The sequence below is a fragment of the Alkaliphilus transvaalensis ATCC 700919 genome, from assembly GCF_000621485.1.
Classification (GTDB): domain Bacteria; phylum Bacillota; class Clostridia; order Peptostreptococcales; family Natronincolaceae; genus Alkaliphilus; species Alkaliphilus transvaalensis.
This window is the reverse complement of record NZ_JHYF01000001.1, coordinates 260,090-282,782: the sequence shown is the minus strand read 5'-3', so window position 1 is coordinate 282,782 and position 22,693 is coordinate 260,090. Positions and strand designations below refer to the sequence as shown.

The following is a 22,693-nucleotide window of genomic DNA, read 5'->3' as shown; positions in this document are numbered from 1 at the left end:
AAGTGCTAATTTTCAAGACTTGAGGGAGAATTTAGTACAAATAATACCAAGGTTATTTGTTATTCTTAGAAGTTTTTTAACCAATATAGCAAGTCCACGCTAGTAACGCCATAACTAACTAAGGGAGCCAGACAGCTCCCTCAGTAAACTACTTATTGATTTATCACCCTTTATTTCCTTTAAAGATTCTACTTCTCTAAAATCCCTTTAATAATTTGTCCATTTTTTTTCAGGTGATCCCCCTCCAATAAACTAGAATGGTCACCACTACCTTCATACAACGTAAATTCACCTTTAGTATACTCCCGCCACCCTAAAATACCTTTTCTCAGGTCAAGGGATGGGTCAAGGGCTTCATCCTTTTCAGCCATTATGGTATAGATATCTGCCGATAACTTACCATTAATGTCCTTTGCATTATGATGGTAACTTAAGAAGGCCTTCATTCGCCCTATAGAAGCAGCATCTAATAGAGCCACCTTTAGGTTAGAGTGTTTTTTCATTTCTTCAACCTCAGAATCAATGTCAATCTGATATTTAACCTTTATTTCTTGGTCATAATAGCTCTTAGTAACTGAATCTAAAATAATCACCTTATTAACTTCATATCCCCTTACTTCCATCTCTTTAGCTACCTCTACCATTAGATTTCCACCAGCAGAGTAACCCATTAGGGTATATTGCCCGTCTTTCTGAATATTGGTAATCAATTTAATATATTCTTCTATCTGACTTTCTCCTTCTATAAAGTTAAATGCCACTATAGAATAGTTTGGAGTCATTTCAGCTAGTCTATTAAATATTAAAGCTGAACCAAATAGAGGTGGAAAGGCAAATATCTTCGGTACTTGATTCGGATTGAATACTATAAAGCTATGATCTATTTGATTTTCACCTGTCATTGTTGAAATAGATTCTGTAAACTCCTTAATAGTTGGTTTTTGCAGTGCTGTGACTATTTCCACATTTATGCCTAACTCTTTATTGATTAAAGAAACAAGTTTGATTAATTTAATGGAATGTCCTCCTAATTCAAAGAAGTTATCATTTATTCCTACTTTATCTACACCCAGTACTTCTTTCCATAAGCTTACTAATTTTTCCTCCAACTCATTTCTTGGAGATTCATAAACTGCTCCTGTTTCGATTACGCCACTTGGTTTCGGTAAGGCTTTTCTGTCTACCTTTCCATTATGGTTTAGAGGTATCTGGTCTAGAGTTATAAAATAGGATGGTATCATATAGTCTGGCAGATTCTTTCTTAGACCTTCCCTTAGTTCTGTTAGGCTATATTCCCTCTCTGTCATTATATAGGCAATTAAATATTTGTGATCTGCCTCTACTAAATCAATAATTACTGCATCTTTTATTCCATCTAACCGTAATAAACTATTTTCTATCTCCCCAAGCTCAATTCTAAACCCTCTTATCTTAACTTGCTGGTCTACTCTTCCTAAAAATTCTATATTTCCATCTGGTAGCCATCTCACTAAATCACCAGTTCGATACATTCTTTCTCCTGGTATAAAGAGATGCTCGATAAACCTTTCTTCCGTAAGTTCAGGTGTATTCAAGTATCCTCTAGCTAATCCATCTCCTGCTATATATAATTCACCTGGTATTCCTATAGGTTGTAGCTTGTTGTTCTGTAAGACATATACCCTTGTATTGTTGATTGGTTTACCAATGGTTACTGGCACTCCAACTCTACACTCTGACACCAATGTATCTACAGTAGCTTCTGTAGGTCCATAGTGATTATATAAGTTATATCCTTTGGAAATAACTTTATCCTTTAAGACATTGCTTAGTTGATCTCCTCCTACTGTAACAACCTCTAGACTTTCAATCCCCTCTCCTTCTAATAGGGTTGTTAGTGTTGCTGGTACAAATTGTGCAATTTGGATTTTATGTCTTCTTAAATAATCATTAAGTTTACCTTTGTCCAGCACTTCTTCTCTAGTAGGAATATATACAGTACCTCCATTGAGTAGCCCACCAAAAATTTGTTCAACAGCTACATCAAAGGATAAATTCGTTGTTTGAATAATATTTCTATTGCTTGAAATATCATATTTACAATTAAACCAATAACATAAATTAACAACACTTTGATGGTTAATTGCAACTGCCTTTGGCTTTCCTGTGCTACCTGATGTATATATAATATAGGCTAAACTATTGTAATTACAGGAAACGTCAAGATTATTATTTTCCCCTGCAAACCATTCCTTGTCTAACGCAATCAATTCTCCTTTAAATTCCGAAACGTCCAATTGACTCTTAAACCATGACTGACTTAATATAAGATGAGCACCACTATCCTTTAGCATGTACATAATCCGAGCCTGTGGGTATTCTGGATCTATTGGAAGATATGCTCCCCCCGCCTTTAAAATTGCCATCATACCTACAATCATTTCTAATGAAGGCTCTACCATAATTCCTACTAGGGTATCAGCCTTTACTCCCTTTGCTACTAACACCCTTGCTAGTTGATTGGCCTTTTCATTTAATGCTTTGTAGGTTAATTCTTTAGTTTCAAACACCACTGCAATATTGTTTGGGGTCTTTTTCACCTGTTCTTCAAACAATTGATGTATTGCTTTATCTCTTGGATAAACGGTGGATGTGGCATTAAACACTTCTAAAAGTTGATGTTTTTCTTCTGCTGATACCAATTCTATATCTTTAATTTTTACTTCCTCATTTTCTACAATTGCCTTTAGTATGTTGATATAGTGTTGGCTTAATCTTTCTATTGTGGCTCTATTGTAAAGTTTACTGCTGTAGTTGATATTAATAAGTAGTTCTTCCCCAACTTCTACCGCTGCTATAGATAAGTCAAATTTAGCTACTGTATATTCATCACCATAGCCTTTAATTGCTAACCCTTCTATTTCGATTCCTGCGAAGTCTAGGTTTTCCATTGACAAGGTGACATCAAACAGTGGGTTTCTACTTACATCTCTAGTTATATTTAGTTTTTCCACCAATTCTTCAAATTGATAGTCTTGGTTTTCATAGGCCTTTAAGGCTTTCTCCTTTACTTCTTGTAGGTATTCTTTGTAGCTTTGGTTTTCATCAACTCTACTTTTAATTGCCAAAGTGTTGACAAACATGCCTACGACATTTTCTAGATCCTTATGTTGCCTCCCTACTATTGGTGTTCCAACTACAATATCCTCTTGGTTACTATATTTTGATAATAGTATATTAAAGGCAGATAGCAGCATCATAAACATTGTACAGCCCGTTTTTCTAGAAATTTTTCTTAAGACCGCTGATTCTTCCTTCCCAATAGAGAAGTTAATTGCTTCCCCTTCAAAGCTTTGAATTTTGGGTCTTGGATAATCGGTTGGTAAATTTAATACTGGTATTTCTCCTTCGTATTCCTTTAACCAATATTCTTCTTGCTTTTTAAATTGAGGACTGTTAAACAGGCTATTTTGCCAAGCAGTGAAGTCCTTATATTGTATCTTTAGTTCTTCTTTTTCTATCCCTCGATAAAATTCAGAGAATTCCTTTGAGATGATTCCCATCGATACCCCATCAGAAATGATATGGTGCATATCAAGGGTTAGGATGTGTTTCTCCTTCTCTAGTTTGATAATGATTCCCCTTATGAGTGGTGCCTCATTTAAGTCAAAGAACCTTGTGAATTGATTAATGATTTTTACTGCCTCATCTTCCTCCTTGGCTGTTGCTACTTCAAGATTGAAAACTATATCTTCTATTTTATTTATTTTTTGTAGGATTACCCCGTCCTTAACCATAAAGCTAGTTCTTAATGATTCATGCCTTTCTATAAGCTTACGTAATGCCATTTCCAACCTTTCAATTTCTAACCTACCTTCTATCACCATAGACCAAGGCATATTATAGGCTATACTTTTTAGGTCAAACTGCTGTAGCATATACATTCGCTTTTGGGCTGATGATACTGGGTAATGTTCATCTTCTTTAACCCTTTTGATTTCTTCAAACTTGCTTGTTTCTTTTATTGCCATTCCTTCTGCTAGCGCTTTAATATTTCCTAAACTAAATATCTCTCTTATGGTTACTGCTACATTTAAGGCTTTATTGATTTTACCCATCAATACTGTTGCCTTTAGAGAGTGTCCACCTAAATCGAAGAAGTTATCTTTTATTCCTATTCGTTCTAGTTTTAATACCTCTTGCCATATTTCCACCAACTTTTCTTCTATTTCGTTTGTTGGTGCTTCATAGGTTGCTCCTGTTGCCATAATTCCCTCTGGTACTGGTAAGGCTCTAGTATCAATTTTTCCATTAGGGGTTAACGGCATTCTTGCCAACTGAATAATGAAGGTAGGAATCATATAATCGGGTAGTTTTGTTGATACATATTCTTTTATTTCCTTAGTATCAACTTCCTCGTCACTGGTAATATAGGAGTACAGATATTTGCTACCATCAATATTTTCCCTTGCTATTACAATTGCTTCATTTATAGCTTTATGGTCTAATAGTAATGTTTCAATTTCACCTAATTCAATTCTAAATCCTCTAATCTTAACTTGATGATCTTTTCTGCCTATAAACTCTATGTTTCCATCAGGAAGCCACCTGGCTAGGTCACCTGTTTTATATACTTTTCCTTCTCCAAAGGGATTATTAATAAATTTTTCAGCCGACAGCTCTGGTCTATTAAGGTATCCTCTAGCTAATCCATCTCCACCGATACAGATTTCTCCTTGAACCCCCACAGGTTGAAGGTTCATATCCTGATCAGTAATATAAATTACGGTGTTAGATATTGGACCTCCTATTGGAATGGTGGCAGCCCTATCATCAATATAGTCTATTTCATAGTAGGTGGCATAGACGGTACTTTCTGTAGGCCCATATACATGAAGTATTCTGCCTGGCCCCATAAATTGAAGGGCTTTTCTTGCATGTTCTACTGATACTCTTTCGCCACCAAACAGGACCTTTCTAATCCCTTGGAAACAATCGATTTCTACATCAACCAGTACATTAAACAAAGCAGTTGTGACAAAGAATACAGATACCTTCTCATCTCTTATTATCTTAGCCAAAGAACTAATCTCGGTTACAGTATCTTTACTAACTAATACGAGTTTTCCACCATTTAATAGGGCATTAAAGATATCAAATGCCGAACCATCAAAGGCATAATTGGATAGTTGCAACAAAGTATCCTCTTGTGTTATTTGGATGTAATTAGTATTTTTTAATAATCTAATTACATTATAGTGCATGATTAAATTCCCTTTTGGTTTACCCGTACTACCGGATGTATAAATGACATAGGCTAAATCTACAGCAGTTGTAATATGCTCTAGGTTCGAAGTATCTTCCTTCAATATTTCTCCATCCTCTAGGTTGATGATTTCTCCCTTAAAGGAGACATGATCCATTATTGAAGACTGGGTAAGGAGTAATTCAGTGTTACTATCCTCCAACATAAATGTAATTCGTGCAATTGGATATTGTGGGTCAATTGGTAGGTAAGCACCACCAGCCTTTAATATTCCCATAATACCCACCATCATCTCTAGAGAGCGATCTACCATAATAGATACAATAGTATCGGACTTAACACCTTTACTTCTTAACAACCTTGCCAATTGATTAGATCTTTCATTTAGTTCATGATAGGTTAGCCTTTTGTCTTCATATACTACAGCTATTTGATCTGGTGTCTTTTCTACCTGTTCTTCAAAGAGTTGCTGTATTGTTTTATCCCTTGGATAATCGGTGGTTGTGTCATTAAACACTTCTACAATTTGCCGTTTTTCCTCGACTGAAACCAGTTCTATATCTTTTATTTTTACTTCCTCATTTTCTATGATGACCTTTAATACGTTGATATAGTGTTGGCTTAACCTTTCTATCGTTTCTTTGTTGTAGAGTTTACTGCAGTAGTTAACATTAACTACTAGCTCTTTTTCTGCTTCTACTGCTAACATAGATAAATCAAATTTTGAAGTAGTTGTACCTGCGTTGTGCTCTCTAACCACTAACCCATCTAACTCAATTCCTGTTTGATCTAGGTTCTGCATTAAAAAGATCACATCAAAGAGTGGGTTTCTACTTAAATCTCTAATAATATTTAGGTTATCCACCAATTCATCAAATTGATAATCTTGGTTTTCATAGGCCTTTAGGGCTTTTTCCTTTACTTCTTGTAGGTAGTCCTTGTAGCTTTGGTATCTATCTACCCTACTTCTAATTGCTAAGGTGTTTACAAACATACCAACTACATTTTCTAAGTCTTTATGTTGTCGTCCTGCTATTGGTGTTCCAACTATAACATCCTCTTGATTACTATATTTGGATAGTAGTATGTTAAAGGCAGATAACAACAACATAAACATTGTACAGCCTGTTTTCTTAGAAATACTTCTTAAAACCTCTTTTTCTTCCTTCCCAATATTGAAGTTCATCAGTTCCCCTTCAAAACTCTGAGTTTGGGGTCTTGGATAGTCGGTTGGTAGATTTAATACTGGTATTTCTCCTTCATATTCCTTTAACCAATATTCTTCCTGCTTTTTAAATTGAGGACTCTTAAACAGCCTATTTTGCCATGCTGCGAAGTCCTTATATTGTATTTTCAATTCTTCCTTTTCTACCCCTTGATAAAATTCCGACAATTCCTCCGAGATGATTCCCATTGATACCCCATCAGAAATAATATGGTGCATATCAAGGGTTAGGATATGTTTCTCTTCTTCTAGCTTAATAACGATTCCCCTTATTAGTGGAGCTTCGTTTAAGTTAAAGAACCTTATAAATTTATCAATGATCTTTACTGCCTCTTCTTCATCTTTGGCTGTTTTTACTTCTAGGTTGAAGTCTATTTCTGTTGATTTATATATTTTCTGTAGAATAATCCCTTCCTTTACTATAAAGCTTGTTCTTAATGATTCATGTCTTTTTATAAGCTTACCTATTGCAACTTCTACTCTGTCAATTTCTAGCCCACCTTCTATCACCATAGACCAAGGCATGTTGTAGGCTATGCTTTCTGGGTCAAACTGTTGCAACATATACATTCGTTTTTGTGCTGATGATACTGGATAATACGCGTCTTCTTTAACCCTTTCAATTTCTTGGAACTGGTTTGTTTCTTTTGATGCGATTCCTTCTGCTAGAGCTTTAATATTTCCTAAACTAAATATCGCTCTAATGGTTACTGCTACATTTAAGACTTTTTTGATTTTACCTATCAATACTGTTGCCTTTAGAGAGTGTCCCCCTAAGTCGAAGAAGTTATCATTTATTCCTATTCGATCTATCTTTAATACCTCTTGCCATATTTTCACTAACTTTTCTTCTATTTCGTTTCTTGGTGCTTCATAAGCTACTCCCGTTTCAATTTCTCCACTTGGTTTTGGCAGGGCTTTTCTATCTATCTTACCATTACGGTTTAGAGGAAATTTTTCTAAGGTTATGAAGTAGGAAGGGATCATATAGTCTGGCAGATATTTTCTTAGACCTTCCCTCAATTCTGCTATACTATATTCCCTCTCTGTAACTATATACGCAGCTAGATATTTGTTTCCTTCCTCTTCAAGATCAATTACTACTGCATCCTCTATTTCTTCAAACTGAAATAGACTATTTTCAATTTCTCCTAGTTCAATTCTATAGCCCCGAATCTTCACCTGATGGTCAATTCTTCCTAAGAACTCAATGTTTCCATCGGGAAGCCATCTTGCTAAATCACCAGTTCGATATATCCTTTCGCCTGTGGTGAAGGGGTTTTCAACAAATTTTTCTGCTGTTTGTTCAGGTCTATTTAAATAGCCCCTTGCCAGTCCATAACCTCCTATACATAGTTCCCCTACTACTCCGATAGGTTGTAGGTTATTATGTTGATCCAGTATATAGACTTTGTTATTTCCAATAGGTTTTCCAATTGGAATATTGTCATATTGCCTATCAACTAAAAAGTTGGTGGTAACAACAGTATTTTCTGTAGGTCCGTAGTTATTAAATACCCTATAACCCCGCTTAATATACTGCTTTAGCTTATCTCCCCCCGTTAGAAGAATCCTCAATGATCTATTTTCCACCTCCATAAATTGTTGACAAATTTGAGTGGGTAAGTAACTTATGGTAATGTTATTGTCCTCAAAGTATTGGTTTAATTGATTCATGTCATATCTGATGTCTTCACCTATAATATGGATTGTTGCCCCCTTGTTTAAGTAAGGGAAGGTCTCCCATAAAGATGCATCGAATCCGAAACCAGCATATTTTGTACTACGATCATTTTCTGTCACTTCATAGTATTTTTGATGCCATTCAATTTGGTTTGTTAAGGATGAATGTTGAACCATAACCCCTTTAGGTCTACCAGTACTACCAGAAGTATAGATAACATAGGCAAGGTCATTTAACCTACTTAAACTCCTAAAGTTTTCACCATCTTCACTATAGTGTCCCGCTTCATCCAACAAAAGGATTTCCACCCCAGATAAACTAACACCTAAATCAGATTGGGTTAAAAGAAACCTAGTGCCGCTATCCTGTATCATAAAGCTTATTCGATTTTCTGGATATTCATGGTCTATCGGTAGATAAGCCCCCCCTGCCTTTAAAATACCCATTATTCCTATAAACATCTCTAGGGAAGGTTTAACCATAATTCCCACCACAGTATCTGCTTTTACTCCCTTTTCTACTAACACTCTTGCTAGTTGATTAGACTTTTCATTTAGTGCCTTGTAAGTTAATTCTTTAGTTCTAAACACCAAGGCAACATTATTTGGGGTCTTTTCTACCTGCTCTTCAAATAATTGTTGTATTGTTTTATCCCTTGGATAATCAGCTGCTGTATCATTAAACACTTCTACAATTTGATGTTTTTCCTCGGCTGAAACCAGTTCTATATCTTTTATTTTAATTTCTTCAATTTCTGTTATTGATTTTAATATGCTTTCAAAATGACTACTGATTTTTTCAACATTCTCTTTTAGATATTTATTTTCATTGTAAGCAAACTTTATGGTTATTACGTCTTGGTGAATTATAATTATATTGAAATTATAATTTGTATGTTCCACCCCTTTAAGTCCAATGATTTCAAAGGAGTTTTCTTTATTGTTTATTTCAGTAGTGTTGATTGGATAATTTTGAAAAACCATTATACTGTCAATTAAGTTCTCTTTGACTTCACTTGCACCTTGAATGTCTGCCAAAGAATAATACTCATAATTAGAATTTTCTAAATAACTATTATTTACTTGCTCTAAGATCTCTTTGTAGGATGGATTATCCCCACTTCTAATCCTTAAAGGTAGCGTATTAATAAATAAGCCCACCATCTCTTCGATTCCAGCTACTTCTCCATTTCTACCTGACACCACATAACCAAATACCGAATCACCTACATTGTTATATTTTTGCAGCTGAATTCCCCATATACTCTGCATAACGTTGTTTACCGTTACGTTGTTTCTTTTGGCTAAATCTTCTATTGCCTTTGTATCTTTCTTAGAAAGTTCTAATAGATGACTACTGTTTTTATATTCCTTTATTGTTGTCTTTTCTTCATAGGGCAGTTTACTAGCTTCCCTAAATCCATCTAAATATTCCCTCCAGTATCTATTAGCTTCTTTTGTGTTTTGTTTTGTTAACCACTCTACATAAGTGGAGTATTGGGGGGGTGTTTCTAAGTTTAGTTCCTCTCCTTTATTGAGCTGATTATATATTTTTATTAAATCTGAAATAATTATATTTAAACACCAGCCATCCATGATAATGTGATGGTTACTTATAATTATTGAATATTGCCTTTCGTCTGTCTTGATCAGCTTCATTCTTATTAGAAGGTCTTTACTTAAATTAAAAGGTTTTCTACGATCTTCTTTTACCAATTTATCTAAGTAAGCTTCTCTGTCTACAAGGTCCTTACTAATATCTTCAAAATCTATCTTAGTCGGTCTCTTTTTAAACACAATTTGCATACTACTATGGAAACTTTCATAATCAAAGATTGTTCGTAATATATCATATCTTTCTATAATCTTATTAAAACATGCTTCGAATATTTCTTCTCTGATATTTCCTTTAACCTCTAATATTATTGTTTCATGGTATGCTTCCGACCCTTTATCAGCAATAGAGTGGAACAACATTCCACTTTCCATTGGTGTTAGGGGAAATATTTTTTCTATATTATGAAGTTGTGCTTTATAGGGTTCTAGCTCTACTAAAGTTATTTTTTCTTTTGTTATATCACTTGCTGTTACTTCTACTTCTTTTTTACTTTGGCAATGCTCAACTATTTCTAATAGGTTCTCTTTATATTTTTCTGCTAGGGTTTTTATTGTTACTTCATGATACTCACTTTTACTATATTTAATATCCATATTTAACCTATTTTTTGTTATCACTCCTATGAAGTCCAAAGCAAACAATGGTTTTTCATTTACATCCATGAAGTCCCCTGTATCTATTTTCGAACTTCCAAACCCTCCAAAATTATCATCACTTTTAAATTCACCTAAATAGTTAAAGGAGATTTCAGGATCCAGCCTAAATTCTATCCCTTGCTTTATTTTTTCATCCGAAAGATATCTAAGAATTCCATATCCAATTCCTTTATTGGGGATTAGTCTTAATTGATCCTTTACATTTTTAATTAAATCTGAAATTAGATCGTTTTGTTTTCTTTCTAAAATGACTGGATATTGTGCTGTAAACCACCCTACGGTTCTAGTTATATCGGCACCTTCTATAATTTCTTCCCTTCCGTGGGACTCTAAATTAATGAGCACTTTATCATAGCCTGTCCACTCCCCGATAGTCTTGGTTAAGGCAGTCAGTAGTATATCATTAATTTCCGTACCATATGCCCTATTAACTTTTCTAAGCAGGTTTGCTGTCTCTTCTTCCGATAGATTAATTGTTTCAGCCTTTATATCACTACCTGTATCTGTGGTGACAACAGTTGAAACAGCTTTATCCTTTGGCAATTTTTCAACCTTCTTCTCTTCAATGCTTCTCCAATAATTAGCCTCTATTTCCATTTCATATGAATTAGCATATTTCACCAGTCTATTTGCCCATTCTTTAAAAGAAGTAGTTTTATTAGGGAGTTTAATTTCTTCTACCCTTTTTTCTTCTTTACTGGCCCTATATAGATCCGTAATATCCTCCAGCAATATTCTCCATGAAACTCCGTCAATGACTAAGTGATGGATTGCTACTAATAAATGATCTCCTTCTTTTGTTTTAAATAAGCCCAATTTCACAAGGGGGCCTTCATTAATATTGATGCTGCTTTGTATTCTAGTGCATATTTCAGTTATTTTTTCTTCATTATCCTTTTCCTCTTTAAAATTATAGACTTCTAGACTAAAGAGTTGTTCATTTAATCCTTTGTTTATTTGAATTACTTGACCTTTTTCAATTTTATAGATCATCCTTAATACATCATGATGTTTTATTAGCGACAAAAAGGTCTTTTTTATATGATCTACTTCAAAACCTTCTTTACTAAATAGAACTGTTGATTGGTTATAATGATTTTTATTCTCTATTGTACTTTCAAAGAACCACCTTTGTATTGCTGTTAATGGCACTTCACCTTCAACTATTCCTTGATCTATTTCTATAGTTTGAAATCTTACCAATTTTCCTAATTCTTTTATTGTTTTTACTTTAAAAAGATCTTTTACTTCAAAATAACAACCTTCTGATTTTGCCCTTGCAACTATTTGTATTGCCTTTATAGAATCTCCGCCCAAACTGAAGAATTCGTCATTTATCCCTATCTGATCTACCCTTAAAACAGAACTCCAAAGTTGAACTAACTTCTCTTCTATTTCATTTGTTGGTGCTTCATATTCTTCACCAGTATCTATTTTACCACTTGGTAATGGTAAAGCTTTTCTGTCTACTTTACCATTTTGATTTAAGGGTAGCTTTTCAAGTGTTATAAAATAGGAGGGAATCATATAATCTGGTAGATTTCTTTTTAGACTTTCTCTCAATTCTTTTACGCTATAATTATTTTCTGAAACTAAGTATGCTGTTAGATACTTGTTGCCCTCTTCTTCTAAATCTATTACAGCCACGGCTTTTATCCCTTCTAGCTGTAATAGTGCATTTTCAATTTCACCTAATTCAATTCTATAACCCCTTATTTTTACTTGATGATCTATTCTACCTACAAATTCAATGTTGCTATCAGAAAGTCTTCTTGCTAAATCTCCTGTTTTATACATTCTTTCCCCATCAACATAAGGATTATTAATAAATTTCTCCATTGATAACTTTGGGTTATTTAAATAGCCCTTTGCTACCCCATCGCCTGATATATAGATTTCGCCTATTACCATATTAGGCACAGGTTTTTTGTGTTGATCCAATATATATATCTTTACATTATCTGCTGGTTTGCCAATAGGGACAGCTACATCGTTATCCTTTTGTGGATCATATTGATGAATCATACAGCCTACTGTTGCTTCAGTTGGCCCATATTCATTATATATTTCTATGTTTCCCCCAAAAGCATAGTAAATCTTTTCTGCCAAAGCAGTCTCTAACTGTTCTCCTCCCACTATTAGGCGTTTAATTTTAGAGTTTGTATGTTTAATATTTGCCATTAATCTCAAGTGAGCAGGAGTCAATTTAACCACTTCCACTTGATTATCTTTAATAATATCCTCTATAAGGGTTTCTTGTTGTTGATTATTATAGATAACAATTGTGTTACCTGTTATAACAGGGGTAAAGATGGAGGTAACCGTAAGATCGAAGGATATATTTGTATATAAAGGCATTGAAACCCGCTGGCCCTTGATATAACTCTTAGCAGCCCATGTTAAATAGTTTACAGCCCCTTGATGATGAACCATTACTCCCTTTGGGTTTCCTGTAGATCCTGATGTATAGATTACATAAGCAAGGGATTCAGGGCCGCCAACCGAGGAAAGATTACTATCGTCCCCTTGATAAAGGTGGTTATGATCCAAGGAAAGAACTGTTCCATCAAAGGTTACATTTTTTATTAACTTTTCCTGGGATAATAGGATATTAGTATCACTATCCTCCAGCATAAAGTTAATCCGATCTATTGGATATTCTGGTGCTATTGGTAAATAAGCTCCACCAGCCTTCAATATTGCCATTATGCCTACAATCATTTCCAGAGAGCGTTCCACCATAATAGCTACTATTACATCCGTCTTTACTCCCTTTTCAACCAAAATTCTTGCCAATTGATTGGCCTTTTGATTCAGTTCATTATAGGTTAATTTATTTTCATTAAATACCACTGCTATCCCATTAGGGTTTTTCTTCACTTCTTCTTCAAAAATATTATGGATTAATTTATTCTTTGGATATTGGTAGGTAGTATCATTAAAGGTTTCTAAAAGCTCACGTCTCTCTTCTTCCGTCACTATATCAATGTCTTTAATTTTGATTTCTACATTTTTTATTATGATTTTTAGTATATTTATGAAGTGGTCTTTTAATTTTTCTATTGTGGCTTTGTTATATAGGTTGGTACTGTAGTTAATGGTAGCTATGATCTCTTCTTCTGTTTCTACTGCTGTTATTGTTAAATCAAATTTTGCTGTTGGAAACTCCTCACCGTACTCTGTTATTCTTAGCCCTTCTAATTGTACTCCAGCTATATCCAAATTTTGCATGGCAAACATGACATCAAACAATGGATTTCTTCCTAAATCTACTGTTAAATTTAATTTTTCAACTAATTCTTCAAATTGATAGTCTTGGTTTTCATATGCCATTATTGCTTTTTCTTTCACTGCTTTTAGGTATTCTCTAAAACTACTCTGCTCTTCTACTTTAGTCCTTATAGATAGGGTGTTTACGAACATTCCTACTAATGTTTCTAAATCTTTATGTTGTCTTCCTGCTATTGGTGTTCCCACCACAAAATCCGCTTGGTTACTATATTTTGAAAGTAGTATGTTGATACTTGATAACAGCACCATAAACATTGTGGATCCTGTTTTTATTGCAATATTCCGTAAGGCTTTTGTCTCTTCTTTTCCGATTATAAATTGATGATTATCTCCTTCAAAACTCTGGATTTTGGGTCTTGTATAGTCCGTTGGTAAGTTCAGTATTGGTATTTCTCCTGCAAAATCCTTTAACCAGTATTCTTCTTGTTTTTGAAATTGTTGTTTTTTATGTTGGTTATTTTGCCATGCTGAAAAATCTTTATATTGTATTTTTAGTTCTTTCAACTCTATGCCTTGATAAAACTCCGAAAACTCCCTTGAAAATATTCCCATTGATACACCGTCAGTTATAATATGGTGCATGTCTATGGTTAATATATGTTTTTCATCATTTATCTTAACGATACCCGCCCTTAATAAAGGTGCTTTGCTTAGATCAAAGAACCTTATAAATCTTCTGTTTAACGTTGCTGCTACTTTATCATCTTCTGCTTTTTCTATTTCAAGGGTGAAATTTATATCTTCAAGTTTATGTATTTTCTGTAGGATTTCCCCCTCCACTACTTCAAAGCTTGTCCTTAAAGATTCATGTCTCTCTATTAGTTTTATTAATACATTCTCTACTTTTTCTATTTCTAATTTTCCTTCAATTAACATAGACCAAGGTACATTGTAGGCTGTACTTTCTAGTTCAAATTGTTGAACCATATACATTCTCTTTTGGGCAGATGATACTGGGTAGTATTCTTCTTCTTCAACTTTTGGTATTTCTTCATATTGGTTAATCTCTTTTGTGGCAACTTCTTGGGCTAGAGCTTTTATATTACCCAGAGTAAATACTTCCCTTATACTTACTTCAACATTAAGGGCTTTATATATTTTGCCTACTAGTACCGTGGCATTTAGAGAATGTCCCCCTAGTTCAAAAAAGTTATCATTTATTCCAATTCGATCTACCCTCAGTACCTCTTCCCAAATTTCTACTAGTTTCTCTTCAACTTCGTTTCTTGGAGCTTCGTATACTACCTCTTCTTCTATTTCTTCTAAATCCATTTTCCTATTTTCATTGTAATATAATGGTAAATTTTCATTTTCATTATATTGATCATCTTCTAATATTCTTTTTAATTGGAAATATAGTTCTTCTTCTAAGTTGGCTATTTCTAACAATCTATTAAATACTTTATTTTTACTCTCCTTAACCTTGCCAGTATAGAAGGCTTTCATTAATATGCCAAAAATTGCTCTCCATTTTGTGTAACTCAGATTTAAACCTTCTATGGTACTATTAAATTTATTATAGTTGTATTTTTCACTTATGTATTTTAGAGCCATTCCATAATTAGCCCTTGAATTTCCTATTTGAAATACTTCCTTTAAGCAAGGAGAAATTGAAGGATCGTCTCTATATAGTTCTAACTGTCCTTCGTAATCAAAATCATTTAAAAAACTATCAGCGAATCTTCTAATTTCTTGAAACATATTTCCCTTTTCTTTATTCTCAAAAAGGTTTGTATAAATTTCATCTAAAATATCTTTCAAATGTATTTGATTATTTTCATCAACTAGATAAAAGTCATTAGATTCTATAGCACCTTTACTAAAATGGGATCTATCTAGTCGTTCCCCATTTATAGCCAATTGGGGATCTATGCATATTATTTCATCAGTGGCCTCATCTACGCCAATTACTAGTAAATAGTGTAATGTACTTTGTTTTTTATAATAGGAAGGATGCCAAGGAGTCCAAAAATAGTCCATAATTATTCCTACAGGTCTGTTTTGTAGAACTGATTCTTTTATATAGTCAAAGGCTTCATCCTTATCTGCATCTTCTAATACCTTGACGTTAAATTTAATATTGTGGTATTTCTCCAACAAACTGTACTTTTTTTCTTGTGTATACTGAAGTTTTTCAGACAACATCTCCCAACTCTTTGAATAATCAAACTCCCAGTCATCTAAAAACATTAATTGAAAGTCAACACATTTCCATTTCCCTAGTCCTCTAATCACCTGCTCTATACACGTAAAATTTTCAATAAATTCAATTTTTATAGGAAGAATATGCATTTAACCACCCCTTTTGTATGTTTCTCTGTGTCACTGTGATACAATAAATTCCTCTAAATAGAGGATTCAATTTAAATGAAAGTTATAACTCTAATCGGTCAATACTGCCTCATATATTCTTGAACTTACTCCCCATGGATGATAACCTTCTCCAATATATTTAAAGTGATATTTCTCATAAAGGCCGATGTGATCAGTGCATAAATACAAATGAGAAAATCCACCCTTTTTTGCATCTTCTTTTGCTTTTTCTAAAAGCAAAGAGCCGTAAGCTTTTCCTCGATAATTGGCATCAATAAATAGGGCACAGACCCACGGATATAGATCCATTCTACTTATAAAATCATTAGTTATTAATCCTGCACACCCTATAACTTCTTCTGAATCATTTAATAATAAATACCAATGAGGCAACGGATTTTTTGTTGAAAATGCAGTTTGAAATACAGTCTTCGTATATAATTTTAGTGTTTTTCCTTCCCCATTTTTTCTGAAAGTATTGAATTGCTATATCCTTATATTCAAGATTTTCTCTTACTGAAATAATTTTCATAATCTATCTCCTCGCACTTAATAATTTTCTTTAATAGGATTTAATTTAATTACTTAGGATAAATATTCTATACATGTATTAAGTAAATCCGTAAACTTATTTAATGGCGTTAAGTTTAGCTCCCTTTTATAAAATTCTGAGACATCCCCGATCTTCCATTGTAGCCATTTTAATGCAATTTCCTTAATGAGGTTATTACCTGTATTGCTGTTGGTCAATACAACCATTGCATTATTAGTATTGGGTAAAATGATAAATCTTGAACGCCAACCTCTATTTACGCCATAATTTAGTACAATTCTTTCCTTTGGCATTTTTATTAAATGGTAACCTAAGCCATAGGGCACTTCCCGATTGACCCTAGTCCACATTGAAGAAATACTTTCATTATTTAAAACCCCATTACTTCCATTATCATTTGTGTTTAATGTCTCCAACATAAATTCCACCATATCATCAATAGTGGTATAAAGTCCAGCAGCTGCTTTTTCAGTATAAATGTAATTTGGCAGAGCATTTCCAAAGTACCCATAACCTTTGGATAAATCTTTATTAACACACTCTTTGTACTCAAAAGAACTATCCTTCATTCCTATTGGCATCAATATTTCCTTCTTCATATATTCAGAAAAATCCATCTTAAGTAAATCTTCCATAAGTAATTGTAAAACGGTATATCCACCCCCAGAATACTTAACAGATTTTCCAGGTTCGGCTATGATCCTCACGCTACTTTTTTTATTAAAGGTACCATCTAAAGAATCTTTTAATGATATATTTCTTTTATTTGGTTGGTACCCCTTATACCCATGGGTAGAAAGGCCTGCTGTATGATTAAGTATCCTTCTAATGGTAACAGCTTCATTATATTTTGATTGAGGCAATTTCCAGGATAATAAATGTTTACCTACTGGATCATCTAGGGATATTTTACCTTCTTGTACCAATTTCATAATTCCCCATGCTGTGAAGGTTTTTGATATAGATGCTACTTGAAAAATAGTATTATAATCTATTTGTTTTTTATTGGCTTTATCTGAAAATCCGTATACTTTTTTGAAAAACACTTCTTTATGATCTATAAAGGCGATGGCCAACCCTGGTACAGAGTATTTTTTCATTAAACTAGGAACTAAATCATTAATATACTTATAAAATTCTTCATTAGCATCTCTTTTAAAGTTTGTTAGCATTTTTTCAAACACCCTTCTATAGATTTTACACCACTTCAATATAATAACTTATCAAAGTGGTGTATAAAACTAAGTAATAATTTCCCATAAGCCAGTTATCCAGCTTGTAGTGCACTCATATTTTTATATACTCCATTATTTGAAATAAGTTGCTTATGGTTTCCTTTCTCAACTATCCGTCCATTATCCAGAACATAAATTGTATCCATATTTTCTATTAATAACAGTCTATGGGTAATAATGATTACAGTTTTATTTTCCATCAACTTATTTAATGCTTCTTTTACCTCATCTTCTGTTTTAGAATCTAATGAAGATGTGGCTTCATCCAAAATAAGTATTGGTGCGTTTTTCAATAATGCTCTTGCTATAGCCAATCGTTGCTTTTGCCCTCCAGATAAGTTAATAGCCTTTTCCCCAACGATTGTTTCAAATTGATTAAGTTGTTCCATAATAAAGTCATAGGCCTTTGCAGCCTTCGCGGCTTCAATAATTTCTTCCCTTGTAGAATTTAAATTACCACATCTAATATTTTCTTCTATCGTACCATTGAATAAATATGCATCTTGTGATACATAGGAAACCATCTCTCTTAATCTTCTTAGATTAAGATCTTTAATGTTATTTCCATGGATAAATATATTTCCATCTTTTATATTGTATAGATTTAATATTAGTTTTGAAATTGTACTCTTACCGCTGCCACTTGCTCCAATTAGGGCTATCTTCTCACCCTTTTTCACCGTTAGGTTTAAATCCACCAACACTTTCTTATTTTCTTCGTATTGAAAACTTAAATTTTCTATTTTTAATGCAACTCTGTCATCAATTATTTCAATCGGCCAATCTTCAACATTTAATTCTTCCTTTGGTTCATTTAATAACTCAAGAATTTTATTTACACCAACTAAGGAGTCTTGAGTATCAGTAATAAAATTACCTATATTCACAAACATATAGCTGGCATAGGTTTGTAAACTTACCATAGCAATAATTACACCGATATTTGTAATACCCCTCATAACTAATATGATCCCTATAAGAATTATGAGCACATATCTAAACTTTTCATAGACATAATTTATTGCATCCATAAACCCCATAATCTTAGCTCTTTTTACTGTTAATTCTGATAGATCAGCATTTTTATTTGCATAAACATCGTATAATTCTTTATCTAAATCAAACATTTTAGAGATCTTTATTGATGCTAAAATATTGGTTAGTTGTTGATTTTTAAGATTAAATTTAGCTAGAATTTTTTCACTTAAATTTCTAATGGGCTTTATAAACCTTTTATTTATCAATATGGATACTCCACCCAATGGTAATATAATCATGGCGATCTTCCAGTCAAGCAAAAGCATAGAACCAATTGCTAAAGACCCATGAGTTATTGCAAAGATCAGCATCAGTAAATTATTATTGTATAGATTTTCAATCTTGGCAACGTTATGGGTTACTAGTGTAATTATTTCTCCACTATGATGCTTCTCAAAGTAGGATATGGGCAATTTACTTAAATTGTCGAATATATTTTCTTTTATTTCAACTATAGTTTCTGCTGTAATCTTATTCCATATATACTTAAAGATTGGAACCAGTATAACACCCACTGCCAAAGACCCTGCCCCTAAATACATAGCTCTGAGAAACAAATCTCTATCATTAGCTATAATTGCATTCAACATATCCTTCATGATAAAAGCAATTGCAATATTGTAGCAAAATGAATCCGTTATAGAATCAAGTATTAATACACTTAAATAAAGCCACACTTTCTTTTTCATAAGAGAAAGAGCTTTTATGACTTCTTTAAATATTAGTAGCATTAATAATAACCACCCTTCGTAATAGTTTTCCTTCGCAATAATAGCTACTTAATTTGCTTATGATAGAGTTCACTGAAGTAATGTCCTTTTTCTAATAACGATTGATGCGTTCCCCGTTCAACGATCCCTCCATTATCTAACACTAAAATCTCATCAGCATCTATAATAGAAGACAATCTATGGGCAATGGTAATTGTTGTTTTGCCTTTAAAAATTTCTTTGATATTATAGTTGATCTTCTGTTGGCTATCCGCATCAAGGGCTGATGTTGCCTCATCCAATAATAAAATGGGGGCATCCTTTAATATTGCTCTAGCAATAGACAATCTTTGTTTTTGTCCACCTGACAAGTTCACTCCATTTTCACCAATCATTGTATCGTACCCATTGGGTAAAGTGATTATATAGTCATGTATATTTGCTAATTTTGCTGCTGCTATTACCTCTTCTTGAGTAGCATGTTTTGAGCCATTCTTGATATTTTCATATATACTAGTTGGGAAAACATATACATCTTGTGAAACAATTGATATATTTTCTCTAACTTTAATAATATCTAATTTCTTTATATCTTCACCATAGAGCTTTATTTCCCCCAGTTGATTTTTGTAAAAGCCACATAAAAGCTTAAATACTGTACTTTTTCCACTGCCACTTTCACCGACCAAGGCTATATTGTTACCTTCTTCTATTTTAAAGGTAATGTCATTTAATATATTTTTTTGGTTATCATAACTAAAGGATACCTTATTAAACTCAATGGAAACATTATTCTTAGGAAGATCATTTGTACCAAACACGTCCTTTGGTGCATCCAATAATCTGCCTATACGTGCTATAGCACCCGTTGTACTTCTTAAACCATTATTGAGCATTAATAATTGTCTAGAAGGATTATATAGATAAACAACTAATGTTTGACATGCGATCAATTGACCAACAGTAATTTCACCATTAACAGCTAAATATCCCCCATACAAGGAGCAAATAAAAATTGGTACCACCACTTGGCCTAATTCTATGTAAAGTAGATAAATATTATAAAATTTGTTCAGTTTTAATTTTTCTTTTAATGCCTTTAATAAGGCACTTTTATGTCTTTTTGCCAACCAACCCTCTAGGTTATAGGTTTTACTAGTATACACCCCACCAATGTTGATAGCATCATAAAAACACGAGTTTGCTTCAGCAGTATGGTCTTGTTGGGACTTTGTAATGCCAGCTAGACCCTTCCCTACTTTTTGATTGATCAACATTGCAATCGGCATAGAAAGGGCTATCGCTACCAATAGTTTCCAATTTATAGTATATAGATATACTATGGCACTTAGCAATATGATTGGCTGTGTTATAAAATCAGCAGATCTATTTAACATTCTATCTACTATATTAATATCGTCATTTAAAGTAGTTACAACATCACCTGTATTAATGGATTCCATAAAACTAATACTGGTATTTTGCAGATTATTAACCACCCTATTTCTTATATCTCTAATGGCTAAAGTGGAAGTTTTAAAGGTGCTGTATTTTATAATATAGGTCAACAATGCACCTACCCCTGTTAATGCCAACAAACTATAAACATTTTTAATAAATAGATCATACTTATTAGCCAATCCATTATCAGTGGCTTGCGAAAGCAAGTATACTATTGAAAGGCTCACAAATACATTAATCAGTGCATTGATTATATTCACCCTTAACCAAAATCTATGGGGTTTTATATAAAAATATAGCCACTTAAATGAATGAATCCTACTAAAATCTTTTTGCATATATAACCTCACCTTCCTTATTATCCTTTGTCACCCTTACTGAATAATGAGAGCTTTTCAAAAACTAATCTACTCTACATTCATTACATACTCTACTATCTCTCTAACTGTTTTAAAATCTGATAAATTTAATTTTTCATCGTCAAATTCACAGTCAAAATCCTGTTCTAGGGCAATTACTAACTTTACAAATTGAATAGAATTTAACCCTAAGGATACAAGGTCAGTATCTAAGGTTATTTCTTTATCTTGAACTTTTTTATCCCTCTTTAAAATCTTTATAACTCCTTCTTGTACTGTATTAATATCATACTTTTTATTCATCGTAACCCATCTCCTTTTTTAAAGTTTATAATCTAAAAATTAATTCATTTAATTCCTTCTCCATACTATAAATACCATCTAAATAGTTTGAAATTTTTTCTATGATAGGCTGATTGAATCCCTGAGTTAACGATGCTCTTAATACGGTATTTCTCAATGAGTTCCAATCTTTTATGATTGAATCTAGTTTGGACTGTATCGCTAAATCTTCTGCTAAAATACCCTCTAAAACATATTTTTCTGTTTTTTTAGTATGGATAATATTGTTCAGCCCATTAATGATTCCAGTTGATTCATTAGTTAAAGTTGAAATATTTAAATTACTTATGTATTTATTTATTGATTCTAATCCAACTAGGATATTTTCTTTATTTTGCTTCCTATTTTTTAACAGTGCCTCTAAAAACTCCTTACGTCTGCTATCTAATTCCTCAGCTATTTGATCCATATTCGTATTAAATTTATACATTGTAATAATTTCTTGACCCTTTTGAAAGTTTTCTAAGTAACCTCTATAAGAATTAATGATATCGAAATAACCTATTTCAGTTTTTTGATAAGAAAGACTTTCATGGTATTCTTGCTCGATTGCATAGACAACTTTTTTTTCTTCATTTACTCCATAGATCAGGATACTATGGGGCCAATGGGATTTTAGAAATAATTCTTCCTTAATAGATTGATAATAGCAATCTATCTGTAATATAACAGGCATATTGTTACTAAGAGATTCAATTATTTCATTTATTACATTGGGGGAAGTGATGGTTATTTGATACTGGATACCTTCCTTTTCTAATAAAGTTATTACATCCTCACCTTCAATGTATTTCGTTGTTAGAAAACCATTTTCTAACTGATATACAGGCACTTCATTTATCATGAAGGGCTCTATATTTTTATTTAAATACTTTATAACAGGAAAGAAACTATTATAGAAGCAATTTTTAAAAAACAAATCGTTAAAGGGTTCTATATTCTCGATCAAAATATGCTTACTCAT

General features: G+C 32.9%; 8 protein-coding genes. All 8 read right to left on the bottom strand.

Annotation, left to right across the window (positions count from 1 at the left end; all coding sequences use genetic code 11):
* Positions 1-188: 188 nt before the first annotated feature.
* A complete protein-coding gene (locus T335_RS19585) occupies positions 189-16,010 on the bottom strand; it encodes a non-ribosomal peptide synthase/polyketide synthase (RefSeq protein WP_051569069.1) in 15,822 nt (5,273 codons plus the stop codon).
* 90 nt (positions 16,011-16,100) lie between these two features.
* Complete coding sequence (locus T335_RS19580; RefSeq protein WP_278246884.1) at positions 16,101-16,424, bottom strand: GNAT family N-acetyltransferase; 324 nt, start codon at positions 16,422-16,424, stop codon at positions 16,101-16,103.
* Positions 16,396-16,563 (bottom strand): hypothetical protein, encoded by a 168-nt coding sequence (locus T335_RS22795; protein WP_278246887.1) that lies wholly within the window; start codon positions 16,561-16,563, stop codon positions 16,396-16,398. The genes T335_RS19580 and T335_RS22795 overlap by 29 nt, the downstream gene beginning before the upstream one ends.
* A gap of 53 nt (positions 16,564-16,616) precedes the next feature.
* Positions 16,617-17,756, bottom strand: a complete 1,140-nt coding sequence (locus T335_RS19575; protein ID WP_051569067.1) for a serine hydrolase domain-containing protein — start codon at positions 17,754-17,756, stop codon at positions 16,617-16,619.
* A 95-nt stretch (positions 17,757-17,851) separates the two neighbouring features.
* Positions 17,852-19,588, bottom strand: a complete 1,737-nt coding sequence (locus T335_RS0101170) for an ABC transporter ATP-binding protein (protein ID WP_026475907.1) — start codon at positions 19,586-19,588, stop codon at positions 17,852-17,854.
* Positions 19,589-19,632: 44 nt separating this feature from the next.
* Positions 19,633-21,366 carry an ABC transporter ATP-binding protein gene (locus T335_RS0101165; RefSeq protein ID WP_026475906.1) on the bottom strand — a complete coding sequence of 578 codons (1,734 nt, stop codon included), beginning with the start codon at positions 21,364-21,366 and terminating at the stop codon, positions 19,633-19,635.
* Between the two features lie 69 nt (positions 21,367-21,435).
* Positions 21,436-21,690, bottom strand: coding sequence for an acyl carrier protein (locus T335_RS0101160; RefSeq protein ID WP_026475905.1), 255 nt, complete (start codon positions 21,688-21,690; stop codon positions 21,436-21,438).
* 25 nt (positions 21,691-21,715) lie between these two features.
* Positions 21,716-22,693, bottom strand: coding sequence for a cysteine peptidase family C39 domain-containing protein (locus T335_RS0101155; protein ID WP_026475904.1), 978 nt, complete (start codon positions 22,691-22,693; stop codon positions 21,716-21,718).

What these genes read in the sequence shown, in the direction of transcription:
- T335_RS0101170 (WP_026475907.1), bottom strand. Translation starts at nt 19,588, where the DNA reads ATGCTACTAATATTTAAAGAAGTCATAAAAGCTCTTTCTCTTATGAAA.
- T335_RS19585 (WP_051569069.1), bottom strand. Translation starts at nt 16,010, where the DNA reads ATGCATATTCTTCCTATAAAAATTGAATTTATTGAAAATTTTACGTGT.
- T335_RS19575 (WP_051569067.1), bottom strand. Translation starts at nt 17,756, where the DNA reads ATGCTAACAAACTTTAAAAGAGATGCTAATGAAGAATTTTATAAGTAT.
- T335_RS0101160 (WP_026475905.1), bottom strand. Translation starts at nt 21,690, where the DNA reads ATGAATAAAAAGTATGATATTAATACAGTACAAGAAGGAGTTATAAAG.
- T335_RS0101155 (WP_026475904.1), bottom strand. Translation starts at nt 22,693, where the DNA reads ATGAGTAAGCATATTTTGATCGAGAATATAGAACCCTTTAACGATTTG.
- T335_RS22795 (WP_278246887.1), bottom strand. Translation starts at nt 16,563, where the DNA reads ATGAAAATTATTTCAGTAAGAGAAAATCTTGAATATAAGGATATAGCA.
- T335_RS0101165 (WP_026475906.1), bottom strand. Translation starts at nt 21,366, where the DNA reads ATGCAAAAAGATTTTAGTAGGATTCATTCATTTAAGTGGCTATATTTT.